This window comes from Falsiroseomonas sp. E2-1-a20 (assembly GCF_051433195.1).
Taxonomy (GTDB): domain Bacteria; phylum Pseudomonadota; class Alphaproteobacteria; order Acetobacterales; family Acetobacteraceae; genus Falsiroseomonas.
This window is the reverse complement of record NZ_JBHMFT010000005.1, coordinates 182,244-196,226: the sequence shown is the minus strand read 5'-3', so window position 1 is coordinate 196,226 and position 13,983 is coordinate 182,244. Positions and strand designations below refer to the sequence as shown.

At 72.4% G+C, this 13,983-nt stretch carries 11 protein-coding genes; 5 read left to right on the top strand and 6 right to left on the bottom strand.

Annotation, left to right across the window (positions count from 1 at the left end):
• From tssM to ACFHPP_RS08920, 3 genes are read left to right on the top strand one after another with little or no spacing between them, the layout of a single operon-like run.
• The gene (gene tssM, locus ACFHPP_RS08930) at positions 1-3,486 is read left to right on the top strand and encodes a type VI secretion system membrane subunit TssM (protein ID WP_437162912.1); all 3,486 of its coding nucleotides are present in this window, start codon (positions 1-3) and stop codon (positions 3,484-3,486) included.
• Between the two features lies 1 nt (position 3,487).
• Positions 3,488-3,991, top strand: coding sequence for a type VI secretion system-associated protein TagF (gene tagF / locus ACFHPP_RS08925; RefSeq protein ID WP_437162911.1), 504 nt, complete (start codon positions 3,488-3,490; stop codon positions 3,989-3,991).
• Positions 3,988-4,695, top strand: a complete 708-nt coding sequence (locus ACFHPP_RS08920; RefSeq protein WP_437162910.1) for a PP2C family protein-serine/threonine phosphatase — start codon at positions 3,988-3,990, stop codon at positions 4,693-4,695. The genes tagF and ACFHPP_RS08920 overlap by 4 nt, the downstream gene beginning before the upstream one ends.
• Before the next feature lie 10 nt (positions 4,696-4,705).
• Here ACFHPP_RS08920 and ACFHPP_RS08915 read toward each other — a convergent pair whose 3' ends face one another.
• The 3 genes from ACFHPP_RS08915 to ACFHPP_RS08905 all read right to left on the bottom strand — a co-directional run bounded on the left by ACFHPP_RS08915 (position 4,706) and on the right by ACFHPP_RS08905 (position 9,328).
• Positions 4,706-5,677, bottom strand: a complete 972-nt coding sequence (locus ACFHPP_RS08915; protein ID WP_437162909.1) for a Bug family tripartite tricarboxylate transporter substrate binding protein — start codon at positions 5,675-5,677, stop codon at positions 4,706-4,708.
• A 68-nt stretch (positions 5,678-5,745) separates the two neighbouring features.
• On the bottom strand, positions 5,746-7,005 hold the full coding sequence (locus ACFHPP_RS08910; RefSeq protein ID WP_437162908.1) for an acyl-CoA dehydrogenase: 1,260 nt from the start codon (positions 7,003-7,005) through the stop codon (positions 5,746-5,748).
• A 172-nt stretch (positions 7,006-7,177) separates the two neighbouring features.
• On the bottom strand, positions 7,178-9,328 hold the full coding sequence (locus ACFHPP_RS08905; RefSeq protein ID WP_437162907.1) for a DEAD/DEAH box helicase: 2,151 nt from the start codon (positions 9,326-9,328) through the stop codon (positions 7,178-7,180).
• 206 nt (positions 9,329-9,534) lie between these two features.
• On the opposite strand from ACFHPP_RS08905, the gene ACFHPP_RS08900 reads away from it, so the two are divergent.
• Positions 9,535-10,269 (top strand): alpha/beta fold hydrolase, encoded by a 735-nt coding sequence (locus ACFHPP_RS08900; protein ID WP_437162906.1) that lies wholly within the window; start codon positions 9,535-9,537, stop codon positions 10,267-10,269.
• A gap of 12 nt (positions 10,270-10,281) precedes the next feature.
• The gene (locus ACFHPP_RS08895; protein ID WP_437162905.1) at positions 10,282-10,668 is read left to right on the top strand and encodes a PH domain-containing protein; all 387 of its coding nucleotides are present in this window, start codon (positions 10,282-10,284) and stop codon (positions 10,666-10,668) included.
• 55 nt (positions 10,669-10,723) lie between these two features.
• On the opposite strand, the gene ACFHPP_RS08890 is transcribed toward ACFHPP_RS08895, so the two are convergent.
• The 3 genes from ACFHPP_RS08890 to ACFHPP_RS08880 all read right to left on the bottom strand — a co-directional run bounded on the left by ACFHPP_RS08890 (position 10,724) and on the right by ACFHPP_RS08880 (position 13,969).
• A complete protein-coding gene (locus tag ACFHPP_RS08890; protein WP_437162904.1) occupies positions 10,724-11,689 on the bottom strand; it encodes a D-2-hydroxyacid dehydrogenase in 966 nt (321 codons plus the stop codon).
• A gap of 62 nt (positions 11,690-11,751) precedes the next feature.
• Positions 11,752-12,567: a 16S rRNA (adenine(1518)-N(6)/adenine(1519)-N(6))-dimethyltransferase RsmA gene (rsmA, locus tag ACFHPP_RS08885; protein ID WP_437163002.1), complete on the bottom strand. Its 816-nt coding sequence runs from the start codon at positions 12,565-12,567 to the stop codon at positions 11,752-11,754.
• A gap of 85 nt (positions 12,568-12,652) precedes the next feature.
• Positions 12,653-13,969, bottom strand: coding sequence for a peptidylprolyl isomerase (locus ACFHPP_RS08880; protein ID WP_437162903.1), 1,317 nt, complete (start codon positions 13,967-13,969; stop codon positions 12,653-12,655).
• Between the last annotated feature and the right edge of the window lie 14 nt (positions 13,970-13,983).

Genomic DNA, 13,983 nt, shown 5'->3' with positions numbered 1-13,983 from the left:
ATGAAGGCCTTCCTGACCATCCCCGCCCTCGGCGGGTTGTTCGGCGCGCTGCTGCTGGTGCCGGTGATCTGGCTGTTCGCGCCGGCCCTGCTCGGCATCGAGGCGCTGTGGCTGCTGGCGCTGCTGGCGGCGCTGCCGGTCCTGGTCTGGCTGGTGGTGATGCTGCTGGTGGTGCGCCGCCGCAGCGGCCGCGACGCCGCGCTGGTGGCCGGCGCCACCGAGGCCCGCGCCAAGGAAAAAGCCAGCGCCGAAGCCGCATCGGCCGAGGAAACCGCCGTCTCCGCCCGGCTGGCGGAGGCGCTGGGCGCGCTGAAATCCGCCGGCGGCGGCAAGGGCGGCTACCTGTATGAGCGCCCCTGGTACGTCATCATCGGCCCGCCCGGCAGCGGCAAGACCACCGCCATCCAGAATTCCGGCCTGGATTTCCCCCTGTCCGCCGGCCGCGTCGCCGGCGTCGGCGGCACCCGCAACTGCGACTGGTGGATCGCCGAACAGGCCGTCCTGATCGACACCGCCGGCCGCTACACCACCCAGGATTCCGATGCCCAGGCGGACCGCGCCGGCTGGGAACGCTTTCTCGACCTGCTGAAGACCCAGCGCCCCAGGCAGCCGTTGAACGGCGTGGTCGTCGCCTTCGGCGCCGACATGATCAGCCGCCTGGATGCCGCGCAGCGGGAGGAGCACGCCCAGGCCGTCCGCCGCCGCATCCGGGAGCTGGAGCAGAAGCTCGGCCAGCGCCTGCCGGTCTATTTCGTGGTCAGCAAGGCCGACCTGATCGTCGGCTTCTCCGAATTCTTCGACGACCTCGACAAGACCGCCCGCGCCCAGGTCTGGGGTGTCACCTTCCCCGAGCAGGCCGGGCCGGAAGGCCATGCCGCCAGCCTGCCGGCCGAATTCGCCGCATTGACGCAACGCCTGCAGGACCGCCTGCTGGAACGCCTCCAGGCCGAGCGCGGCCCGGAACAGCGCGCCCGCATCGGTGGCTTCCCGGCGCAGTTCGCCTCGCTGGAAGCGCCGCTGGTGGCCTTCGCCAACGCCGCCTTCGGGGGCTCGAAGCTGGACCCGGCGCCCTTCCTGCGCGGCGTCTACTTCACCTCCGGCACCCAGGAAGGCACGCCGATCGACCGGCTGACCGGCGCGCTGTCCCGCGCCTTCGGCCTGGACCCGCGCCGCCCCGCCGCCATCATGGGCCAGAAGGGCCGCAGCTACTTCCTCGGCCGCCTGCTGCGCGACGTGGTGTTCGGCGAGGCCCGCCTGGCCGCCCGCGACCGCGGCCAGGCGCAGCGCGGCCGCCTGGTGCAGGCCGGCGCCTGGGCCGCCGCGCTGCTGCTGCTGATCGGCGGCGGCGCCTGGGGCTACGCCGCCATCAATGCGGAGAACGCCCGCACCCAGCGCCTCGCCGCCGCCCTCGCCCAGGCCGAACAGGCCGCACAGGGCCTGCCGCTGGACCGCATCGCCGCCACGGACGAACTCGTCCGGGTCATCCCCTACCTCGATGCCGTCGCGGGCCTGCCGCCCGCCGCCCGCGCCGATGGCGTGGGCCTCGGCCTGAGCCAGGAGGCCAAGCTGGTCGAGGCTGGTGGCCTCGCCTACGAGCACGCGCTGGACCGCGTCCTGTTGCCCCGCCTGCTGGCGCGGCTGGAGAACCAGATCCGCGCCGGGATGCAGCGGCCGGAATACCTGTACGAGGCGACCCGCATCTACCTGATGCTCGGCCGCGCCGGCCCGCTGGACCGGCCGCTGGTGACCGAATGGATGGGGCTGGACTGGCAGCAGGCCTTCCCGGGCGCGGTCGGCACCCCGACCCGCGCGGCGCTGGGCCGCCACCTGGAAGCCCTGCTCGCACATGATTTTCGGCAATACCCGCTGGATGGCGCGCTGGTGGACAGCGCGCGCCGCATCTTCTCCCGCCTGCCGATGGCGGAACGCATCTACTCCCGGCTCCGCACCGCCGCCCAGAACGTCGCGCCCTGGAAGCCGGGCGAGGCGATGGGCGTCGCCGGGCAGCGCTGGTTCACCACCGCCTCCGGCCGCCCCCTGGCGGAAGTCGCGGTGCCGGGCCTGTTCACCGTGGACGGGCTGCACAAGGCGCTGCTGCCGCAACTGCCGCGCGCGATCGTCGAGGCCGCCTCGGAAAGCTGGGTGCTCGGCCCGGAAGCCGCCACCGCGCTGGCCGGCGACCCGCGCCAGCTCGAAGCCGCCGTGCTGCGCCTCTACGCGGAGGATTACGCCCGCGCCTGGCAGGCCGTGCTGACCGATCTCGTCCTGCCGCCCTTCCGCAGCCTGCCGCAGGCGGCGGAGGCGCTGAACCTGCTCGGCGCGCCGAATTCGCCGATGCGCGACGTGCTGCGCGGCGCCGCCCGCCAGCTTTCCCCCGGCACGCCGCCGGAGCCCCCGGGCGGGGCCGCCGGTGCCGCCGCGGCCGGCGCGGCGCAGCAGGCCGCCGCCGCCGCCGCGCCCTCCCGCCTCGCGGCCGCCGTCGGCGCCGCCCTGCAACCCTCCTCCGCCGCGCCGGTCGCCACCATCGTGGAGGAACGCTTCAAGCCGCTGCGGGAGGTCGCGGGCCAGCCGCTCGATGCCATCCTGGCCATCGTGAACGAGCTGTATGTCCAGGTCGCGCGCGTGGTGTCCTCGCCCCCCGGCACCGTCATCCCGCCGAGCCCCGGCCTCGACCCCGGCCAGCGCCTCGCCGCCGAGGCGCAGCGCGCGCCCGAACCGCTGTCCCGCTGGTTGCAGACCCTGGCGCTGTCCACCGCCACCGCCCGCAGCGGCGGCGCCCGCGCCGCCATCGCGGCGGCCGGTGGCGCCGCGCTCGGCCCGTTCTGCCGCGGCCTGGAAACCCGCTTCCCGTTCCGCAGCAGCATCAACGCGCCGGACATGCCCTATGACGATTTCGTCCGCCTGTTCGGCCCCGGCGGCACCTTCGACCAGTTCTTCGCCCAGCACCTGCGCAACTTCGTCGATACCACGCAGCGGCCCTGGCGCCTGGTCGCTGCCGATGGCCTGACGCCGCCGATCAGCCCCGCGGATCTGATGCAGTTCCAGCGCGCCGCCGCCATCCGCGACGCCTTCTGGCCCGCCGGCATGGCCGGCGCCGCCATGGGCCTGCGTTTCGAACTGGTGCCGCTCGGCGTCGATCCCGGCGCCACCGCCGCGGTGCTGGAGGCCGAGGGCAGCCGCACCATCCTGGCTGGCGAAGGCGCCACCACGCGCCCCATCGCCTTGGCCTGGCCGGCGCGCGGCGGCATCACCCTCAGCTTCACCCCGCCCAGTTCCGCCGGCCCGCTGGGCACGGACGGCGCCTGGGCCGCCATGCGCCTGGTTGCCGCCGGCCGCCTGCTCGCCACCCGCACCAGCGACCGCCTGCGCCTGACGCTGCGGCAGGGGGAGCGCAGCGCGGAGTTCGAGCTGCGCACCTCCTCCATCGTGCACCCCTTCGCACTGCGCGAGTTGCAGGATTTCCGCTGCCCGACTCTGGCCCCTTGAGATGCCGACCGGCTTCTACGGCAAGCTGCCGACGCAGGGCGACTTCCTGCGCCGCCGGCTGCCGGACAGCTTCGTGCAGCCCTGGGATGCCTGGCTGCAATCCGGCATGGCCGAGGCCCGCGAAACCCTGGGCGAGGATGGCTTCGCCGAGGCCTGGGCCAGCGCCCCCGCCTGGCGCTTCCGGCTGCCCGCCCTGGCCTGCGGCCCCGACCCGGTCGCCGGCCTGCTGCTGCCCAGCGAGGATCTGGTCGGCCGCCGCTTCCCCCTGACGCTTGCCACGACTGCCGCAGCTGCGCCGGCGGAGGCGTGGTTCGCTGGCCTGCACGAGGCGGCCGCGACCCCCGGCCACACCGCCGACAGCCTTGCCGCCGCCCTGCCGGAGCCCTGGCTCGCCGAGGAAAAGGCCACGCCTGAGGGCTGGTGGACCACCCCCGACCATCACTGGCCGCTGGCCGCGTTGCCGCCGCCCGCGCTGTTCCGTGTCTTCCTGGAGGGCGGCGGATGAACGCCTTGCTGGCCAGCCTCGCCGTGACCCACCCCGGCACCGTGCGCCCGCGGAACGAGGACGCCTTCATCGACCGCCCCGACATCGGATTATGGGCGGTGGCCGATGGGGCAGGGGGCCATGGCGCCGGCGATGTCGCCTCCGCCGCCGTCATCGCCGCATTGCAGGACCTGCCACCGGGCCTGTCCGCCGCCGAGATGCTGGCACAGCTGCGCCTGCGCATCACCGCCGTGCATGCCGACCTGCAACGCCAGGCGCGGGAGGCCGGGCCGGGCCGTATCATCGCGACGACGCTGGTGGTGCTGCTGGCGCGTGGCGGGCACTACGCCGCGCTCTGGGCCGGCGACAGCCGCATCTACCTGCTGCGCCAGGGCGCCTTCACCCGGCTGACCCGCGACCACAGCCTGGTGCAGGACCTGGTCGACCAGGGCCTGCTCGCCGAAGCGGACGCCGAGGGCCACCCCCAGGCCAACATCATCACCCGCGCCATCGGCGCGGAGGGCGAGCTGGAACTCGACAAGGTCTCCGCCCGCATCGCCCCCGGCGACCTGTTTCTTCTGTGCTCGGACGGGCTGTTCAAGGCGATCCCGGAAGCCGAGATCGCCGCCATGCTGGCAGCCGGACAGCAGCCGGAGGACCTTCTGCGCCTCGCCCTGGCCAACGGCGCCCGGGACAACGTCACGGCGATCACCGTCCGGGCCTGATGGGGCAGGCCTACAGCGCGACCTTGCCGTCCCCCAGCACCGCCTTGTAGCGCTCGATCTCCAGCGCCAGGAAGTCGCGGAACTCGGCGCCGCGCCGGCTGGCCGGGATGGACCCGCCGCTGGTCAGGATGCGCTGCATGGCCGGCGCCAGCATCGCCTGGTCGGAGGCCCGGCCGAGCGTCGCCACGATCTCCGCCGGCAGCCCGGCCGGCCCGAAGATGCCGACCCAGCTGGCCGCGTCGATGTCGCCATAGCCCTGTTCCTGCAGCGTCGTCAGATCCGGCAGCACCGCGATCCGCGCCAGCGTGCCCGCCGCCAGCGGCCGCAGCCTTCCATCGGCGATCAGCGGCCCGACCGTGTTGATGCCCTCGATCGTCATGTCGACGCGCCCGGCGACCAGGTCCGCCATGGCGGGCGCGCTGCCGCGATAGGGCACATGGGTGAACTCCACCCCCGCCTTCTGCGCCAGCATGGAACACGCGGTGTGGTGGACGGAGCCGATGCCGGCGGAGCAATAGGACACCGCTCCCGGCCGCACCCGCGCCGCCGCGATCAGCGATTCGGTGGTCCGGTGCGGGGAGGCCGTCGGCACCACCAGCAGGTGCGGATGTACCGCGATCTGGGCCACCGCCGTCAGGTCGCGCAGCGGGTCGAAGGGCAGGTTGCTGAACAGCGCGGCGGAGACCGCATTCGGCGTCGAATGGCCCAGCAGCAGCACGGACCCATCCGCCGGCGACTTCGCCACCGCATCGGCGGCGATGGTACCGGACGCGCCGGAGCGGTTCTCCACCACGAAATTCTGGCCGAGCAGCGTGGTGTACTGCTCCGCGACCGCGCGCGCCACGATGTCCGTGAAGCCACCCGGCGCGAACCCCACCAGCATCCGCACCGACCGGCTGGGCCAGGGCGCCTGGGCGTGCACGGCAGGGGCGGCGAGGGAAGCGAGCGCAGCGGCGCCCAGCGCACGACGTGTCGGCATCATGGTTCTCCTGATGCCGCCACCATAAGCCCTCTCCCCCCGTGGGGGGAGAGGGTTGGGTGAGGGGGGCTTTACCCCCCGAAGGCGTTCAACCCGGTCTGCGCCCGCCCGAGGATCAGCGCATGCACGTCATGCGTGCCCTCGTAGGTGTTCACCGTCTCCAGGTTCATGACGTGGCGGATCACGTGATACTCGTCGACGATCCCGTTGCCGCCATGCATGTCCCGCGACATGCGCGCGATATCCAGCGCCTTGCCGCAGTTGTTGCGCTTGACCAGGGAGATCATCTCCGGCGCCATCTTGTGCTCGTCGAACAGCCGCCCGACGCGCAGCACGGCGTGCAGGCCGAGGGTGATCTCGGTCTGCATGTCGGCCAGTTTCTTCTGCACCAACTGCGTCTGCGCCAGCGGCCTGCCGAACATCTTGCGCTGCAGCGTGTAGTCGCGGGCGGCATGCCAGCAGAACTCGGCGGCGCCCAGCGCGCCCCAGGCGATGCCGTAGCGGGCCCGGTTGAGGCAGGAGAAGGGCCCGGCCAGGGACTTCACGCCCGGCAGCCTGTTCTCCTCGGGGACGAAGACCTCGTCCATCATGATCATGCCGGTGACGCTGGCGCGCAGCGAGAACTTGCCCTCGATCTTCGGGAAGGTCAGGCCCTTCATGCCGCGCTCGAGCAGGAAGCCGCGCAGGATGCCCTCGTCATCCTTGGCCCAGACCACCGCCACATCGGCGATCGGGGAGTTGGTGATCCATGTCTTGGAGCCGTTGACCAGGTAGCCGCCATCCACCTTCTTGGCGCGCGTACGCATCGAGGACGGGTCGGAGCCCGCATCCGGCTCGGTCAGCCCGAAGCAGCCGACCCATTCGCCGGTGCGCAGCTTCGGCAGGAACTTCTGTTTCTGCTCCTCCGACCCGAAGGCATGGATCGGGTACATCACCAGGGAGGACTGGACGCTGAAAGCCGAGCGGTAGCCGGAATCGACCCGCTCAACCTCCCGCGACATCAGCCCGTAGGAGACATAGGAGACACCGGCGCAGCCATAGCCCTCGAGCGTCGCGCCGAGAAAACCCATCTCGCCGAACTCGTTCATGATCTCCCGGTCGAACTTTTCGTTCCGGTTGGCCATGAGCACGCGTGGCATCAGCTTTTCCTGGCAGAAGTCGCGCGCCGCATCGCGGATCATGCGCTCGTCTTCCGTCAGCACCTGGTCCAGCAGCAGCGGATCGTCCCAGGTGAAGCTGGACTGGCTGGACTTGCGGACCGTGCCGGGAGCAGTCCCCTGGGCCTCGATGGGGGCGCCCGCGCTGGCAGGCACCGGGGTGACGACGTTCATGACTTCCTCCTGGCGGGCAGCCTCGCATCCGGCAAAGCCAGGGTAAGGGCCCGAAATACATCAACGCGACAGCGCGGGGCCTGGTGGCCCCGTTCCCGCAATCTGGCGCGGCCCCCGCCATCCGGCAACCGCGCCACCGTCAAATCAAGCCAACCAAATCAAGCCAATTGGATCAGGCGGCCTCGGCGTCCGAGCCCGGATCGCGCCGGGGCTTCGGCACGCTCAGCAGCATGAAGGCGGGCACCGTGTCGCCGAAGCCGCGCGGCGAGGGCCCGGCCTCGCGGTCCTCCCGCTTCTCGCGCCGGAACTCCTCCCGCCGCGCCTCGAAGGATTGCGGTGCCTCACGCTCCGGCCGCGCATCGCGACGCGGTGCGGCATCACGCGGCGGACGCGCATCTTCCCGCGGCGGCCGAGCCTCGTCACGCGGCGGGCGCACGTCGTCGCGTGGCGGACGGGCATCGCGCCTCGGCCGATCCTCCCGCACCCGCTCCGGCCGCGGCGCCTCCTCGGCCGGACGTGCTTCGGCCCGTGCCTCGGGGCGCGGCTCCGGCCGGTCCCGGCGCGGCCCGTCGCCCGCGCCACGGCGCGGCCGCTCGTCCCGTCCGCCACGGCCACGGCCGGCGTCACGGCCCGATTCGCGTGCACCGCCCGGGGCCGGCCGGCCGCCGCGTCCGCGCTTGGCCTTGGCGCCTTCCTCGATTTCGGCCGCCGTCACCGGCTCCAGCCCCTCGATCTCCATGCGCGGGATCGGCTTGCCGGTCAGGCGTTCGATCGCGGCCACGGATTTCGCATCCTCCGGCGCCGCCAGCGAATACGCCTTGCCTTCGCGCCCGGCGCGGCCGGTGCGGCCGATGCGGTGGACATAGTCCTCCGCATGGAACGGCACGTCGAAATTGAACACATGGCTCAACCCGCCGATGTCGAGGCCGCGCGCCGCCACGTCGCTGCACACCAGCAACTGGATCTCATTCGCCTTGAAGCGGTTCAGCGTCGCGAAACGCATCGACTGCTCCAGGTCGCCATGCAGCGCGCCGACCGAGAAACCATGCCGCTTCAGCGACTTGTACAGGATGTCGACGTCGATCTTGCGGTTGCAGAAGATCAGCGCGTTCTGCACATCCTCCTTGTTCAACAGTTTTCGAAGTGCATCGCGCTTATCGGCGTCCCGCACCCAGACCAGGCCGGTGGTGATCGTGCTGGCGACTGTCGCGGGGGCCGAGACCGTGATCTCGCGCGGGTTCTGCAGGAAGGCATCCGCCAGGCGCCGGATCTCCGGCGCCATGGTGGCGGAGAAGAAAAGCGTCTGCCGCATCCGTGGCAGCATGGACACGATGCGCTCCACATCGGGGATGAACCCCATGTCGAGCATCCGGTCCGCCTCGTCGATCACCAGCACCTTGCAGTCGGCCAGCAGGATGCGCCCGCGGTCGAACAGGTCGAGCAGCCGGCCCGGCGTCGCGATCAGCACGTCGACACCCTTCTCGAGCACGTCGCGCTGGTCGTTCATGCTTTCGCCGCCGATCAGCAGCGCGTGCGTCAGGTTCAGGTGCTTGCCGTACTTCACGAAGTTCTCGGCGACCTGCAACGCCAGTTCCCGCGTCGGCTCCAGGATCAAGGATCGCGGCATGCGCGCCTTGGCCCGGGACCCCGCCAGGATGTCCAGCATCGGCAGGGTGAAGCCGGCGGTCTTGCCGGTGCCGGTCTGCGCGCAGCCCAGCACGTCCCGGCCCATCAGGACGATCGGAATCGCCTGTTCCTGGATCGGCGTCGGGTACAGGTAGCCGGATTCGGTCACCGCCTGCAGGATCGGCTCGGACAGGCCGAGATCGGCGAAGGTGGTGCGCGGCGGTTCCTCCGCGGCCCAGCTTTCGGCTTCCTCCTGCGCGTCGGCCTCGGCATCGGCCTCCGCTTCCGTCTGCTCGGCCGGCGCCTCCGCGGCTTCCGCCGCAGCTTGGGCCGGCGCGACAGCCGGTTCGGCCTCGCCGACGGACTCAGCGACGGGCGCCGGCTCGGCGACCGGCTCTGCCGCGACAACCGCCTCGGCTGCGACCGCAGGCTCCTCGGCCGCCGGAATTTCCGCCTGTGCTGCCGCGACCGCCTCGGTCACCGGCGCGCCTTCGGCCACGGCCGCGGCGGCGGCCGCCTTCGCCGCACGCGCGGCGAGGGTCTTCGCGCTGGGCGCGCGCTTCTTGCGGACGGGCGCCGCCTCGGCGGCAGCCTCCGTCTTCGTCTCCGGCACCTGGCCAGGACCCTCGGCCCGTGCGGCGTTGGTCTCGTCTGTCTCGGCCGCGCGCGGGGCGGTCGCGTCGCTATGATCGCTCAACGTGTATGGTTCTCTGCTGGATCGGACCTGCCCGCCACCTGGGCGGATCCGGGCAGGGCCAGGACACGTACTCGGCGGGGCGCCCCACTGGCGCAACGAAAGGCGCCTGGCGGAACCGGGCGGGATGCAGCGCATATGCGCCGCAATGGCCCGGAAATCAAGGCAAGACGCTGGACGCCGCGCGGATCGGGCCATAGGACCACCGCATGCCAGCCCCGCCCGTCCTGCTCCTGCTGCCCGGCCTGCTCTGCGATGCCCGCCTCTGGCGCGACCAGACGCAGGCGCTGGGCGCCACCACGCGCTGCATCGTCGCGGACCTGACGCAGGATGACACTCTCGCGTCGATGGCCGCGCGCGCCCTGGATGCGGTGCCGGCCGCGGCCCCCATCTCGCTGATCGGCCTGTCCATGGGCGGCTATGTCGCGCTGGAGATCCTGCGCCGGGCCCCCGCCCGCATCGCCCGCCTGGCGCTGATGGACACCTCCGCCCGCGCCGATACGCCGGAACAGTCGCGCCGCCGCCGCGGCCTTCTGTCGCTGTCCAACTCCGGCCAGTTCCGCGGCGTGACCCCGCGCCTGCTGCCGCAACTGCTGCACCCTTCCCGCATTGACGGCCCGCTCGGCGATGAGGTCCGCGCCATGGCGGACCGCGTCGGCCGCGACGCCTTCCAGCGCCAGCAGCGCGCGATCCTCGCCCGCCCCGACAGCCGCCCGCATCTGCCCGCCATCCGCGTCCCGACCCTGGTCGGGGTCGGCGAGCACGACATCCTGACCCCGCCGGACCTCGCCGAGGAAATGGCGGCGCTGATCCCCGGCGCCAGGCTCGCCCGCATCCCCGGTGCCGCCCACCTGCCGCCGATGGAGACGCCGGAGGCCGTGCTGCGCCTGCTCCAGGCCTGGCTTGCGGACGGCGCCACGCCGCCGCAACCTGCCGCCATCTGAGGATCTGGAACGATGGCCGAGACCGACATCCTGGTGACGCGCGAGACCAAGCGCTCCTTCGGCCTCGCGCGCGGCACCATGGCCATCCTGATGCTCGGCCTGCCCTTCCTCGGCCGCCAGCGCATCCGCGTGACGACGGAGCGCGTGATCGTCGAGGAAGGCTTCTGGACCAAGACCCGCGACGACGTGGAGGTCTTCCGCATCCGCGACGTCGTCTCGAAGCAGGCCTTCTGGCACCGACTGCTCGGCATCGGCGACATCATCATCAAGGCGACCGAGGGCCGCACCGACGAGCAGCACGTGCTGCGCGGCGTGCCCGACCCGGTCGCGGTCAGCGAGGCGATCCGAACCGCCTGGAACGCCAGCGCCCGCCCCCGCACCTCCACCAATCTCGATTGAAAAGCCCTCTCCCCCCGTGGGGGGAGAGGGTTGGGTGAGGGCGTCTTTCCCGCCCTCACACCACCTGGTTGACCAGTGCCTCGCCCGCCCGCAGCCGCGGCAAATTCGCCTCCAGCAGGTCCAGCACATTGCCCTCATAGGCCCGCGTCTCGCCGCCGGTATGCGGCGTGATGAACACGTTCGGCATCGCCCAGAGCGGGCTGGCACCGGCCAGCGGCTCCTCCGCCGTCACGTCCAGCGCCGCCTGGCCGACCTGGCCGCTGGCGAGTGCCGAGACCAACGCCGCCTCGTCGCACACCGCGCCGCGCGCCACGTTCACCAGCGTCGCCCCCGGCTTCATCGCGGCGAACTCCGTCGAGCCCATCAGCCCGCGCGTCTCCGGCGTCAGCGCGCAGCACAGCGCGACGATGTCGGCCCGCGGCAACTGCGCGTGCAATTCGCCCATGCCATGGACCTCGTCGGCGCCCTCGCTGCCCTTGGACGGGTCCTGCCGCAGCCCCACCACCTTCATGTCGAAGGCCTTCGCCAGCCGCGCCAGCCGCCCGCCGATCCGCCCGATGCCGACCACCAGCAGCGTCTTGCCGCCCAATTCATCCTCGCGCTGCGTCAGGTCGCCGATCATGCCGCGCCAGTGCCGCTTCTGCTGGTTGTCGCGCGCCTCCGCCAACCGCCGCGTCACCGCCAGGATCAGCGACATCGCATGTTCCGACACCGCATTCGCATTGGCGCCCTGCGCCGAGGCGAGCCGGATGCCCGCGCCGCGCAGCACGTCCCTGTCGTACTGGTCGACGCCGGCGCTGATGGACTGGATGAACTTCAGCCGTGGTGCCTTCGCCGCCAGGTGGTTGCGCCACATGCCGGAGACCAGCAGCACATCCGCCTCCCCGATCCGGGCTTCCAGCTCATCGAGGCTCCGCACCTCGAAATGCGCCAGCCTGCCACCGCGCTGCGTGTAGCGCTCGGCGAAGCGGTAGGCGACATGGGCGAAGCAGAGGGTCAGCTTGTCATCCGGCGGCAGCATCGGTGTTCTCCTGCGAAGGCCGCGACAAAACCCCCGCCGCGCCCGCCGCGCAACCCCGCCACCTACCCGCGCGCAGCGACTGCCCGCGCCAGAAGGTCGAACTCCGCGATGCTCAGCGTCTCCGCCCGCCGGTCACCGGCGATGCCGGCCGCGTCCAGCAGCGCTTCCGCGTTGCCCAGTTGCTTCAGCGCACCGCGCAGCATCTTTCGGCGCTGCCCGAAGGCGGCGGCGGTGGTGCGCTCCATCGCCGCGAACAGCTCCGGCCCCGGATCCACCGCATGCGGCACCAGCCCGACCACCGCCGAATACACCTTGGGCGGCGGCGTGAAGGCGCCCGGCGGCAGGCTCAGCAGCAGGTCGGCGCGGCAGCGCCACTGCGCCAGCACGCCGAGCCGGCCATAGGCGTCGCTGCCCGGCGCGGCGCAGATGCGCTCGGCGACTTCCTGCTGGAACATCAGGGTCATGCCCTCGATGCGTGCGGCCTGGCGCAGCCAGCCCACCAGCAGCGGCGTCGCCACGTTGTAGGGCAGGTTGGCGATGATGCGCCGCGGCGCCGGCATCTCCTCCAGCGGATCGAAATCCATCGCATCCGCCTCCCGCGCCGCAAGGCGTCCGGGGAAGTGCTGCGCCAGCTCCGCCAGCACGGCGATTGCCCGCCGGTCGAGCTCCACCGCCAGCACCGAGGCCGCCGGCGTCGCCAGCAGCGCCCGCGTCAGCCCGCCAGGGCCGGAGCCCACCTCCAGCACATGCCGCCCGGTCAGGTCACCGGCCAGCGCCGCGATCCGCGCGCAGATGGCGGGGTCGAGCAGGAAATGCTGTCCGAGCGACTTCCGCGCATCCAGCCCGAAGCGCGCGACGGTGTCGCGCAGCGACAGCAGGGGCGGAGGGGCGGCGTCCGTCGCGGCGACCGCGCCCTCAGCTTTCGCGGCGACCGCGCCCTCAGCTTCCGTGGCGCTCACGCCCTCAGCTTCGCATCTCGATCTGCGCCCGCCGCCGCAGCTCGCGCTGCAACTGGCGGGACAGCAGTTCGGCGCGGTCGCGCACCAGCTGCTGGCGCGCCGCATCCGGCGTCAGCTCCGCCTGGTTCCGCGTCTCCCGCGAGCACACCATGATGACGGCGACGCCATCGGGGGCGATCACCGGCTGGCTGGCGCGGCCCGGCTGCAGCCCTGCAATCAGCTGGCGCAGCGGCGGCGGCTGGACGGATTCCAGCCGCACCTCGCCCGGGTCCGGATCGCGGCCACTGCCGCCGGCCCGCGCCGCGGCTTCCACCGCCTCGCAGCTGCGCGCCGAATTGGCCAGGGCGCGGGCGCGCTCCACCGTCTGGATCTGCTGCTGCGTCGGGTTGTTGGGGTCGAGCGTGCCGGAAAAGGGGAAGAACGCCTGGCGCAGCGACAGCACCGTCGCCATGTCGCGCCCCACCTCCCGCCGCTGCCGCAGCGCCACGATCTGGAAGCCGCCGGGCACGCGGATGGCGTTGGACACCGCGCCGGGCGGCATCTGCGTCACGATCTGCGCCACTTCAGGGTCCAGCGCCTCCGACCCCACCCAGCCGAGGTCACCGCCCTGCAAGGCGGTCTGCGCCTGGCTGAACTGCGTCGCCGCCACCGGGAAGGGCACGCCGCGGCGCAGCTGGGCCACCACCTCGTCGACGAAGCCGCGCACTTCGGGTTCTTCCGAGGGGTCGTCCACCGGGATGAAGATCTCGCTGACCAGGAATTCCGGCTGCCCGGTGCGGGCGCGCTGGCCGGCGATCACCTCCGCCACCGCCGCCTCGGTCGGCTCCGCCTGCGGGCCGAGCAGCTGGCGGATCAGCCGCGCCCAGCCGATCTGCACGCGCAGCTGGTCGTACAGCACCCGCGGCTCCACCCCGGCGCGGCGCAGCTGCGCCACCAGGGCACCGGCCGGCAGGCCGTTGCGGCGTTCCAGTTCCTGCACCGCCTGGGCGATGTCGGCATCCGTCACCGGGATGCGCCGGCGCTGCACCTCCTGCACCCGCAGGCGTTCATCGACCAGCAGGCGGGTGACCTGTGGCGTCAGCCGTTGCAGCACCTCCGGCGTCACGTTCAGCCCGGCATTCAACGCGAACAGCCGGCGCCGGCCATCGACATCGGCCCGGGTCACGATGTCCCCGTTGATGACGGCGACGATGCTGTTGACCTGGCCGCTTTCCGCCGCCAGCGGCGCGCGCTGGGTCTGAGCTTGGGCCTGGGCCACCCCCGGCAGGGCCAGCGCCGAAAGGGCGGAGAACAGCAACAGGGCAGGACGGTTGGGGCGCATGGCGCTTTCCTAGA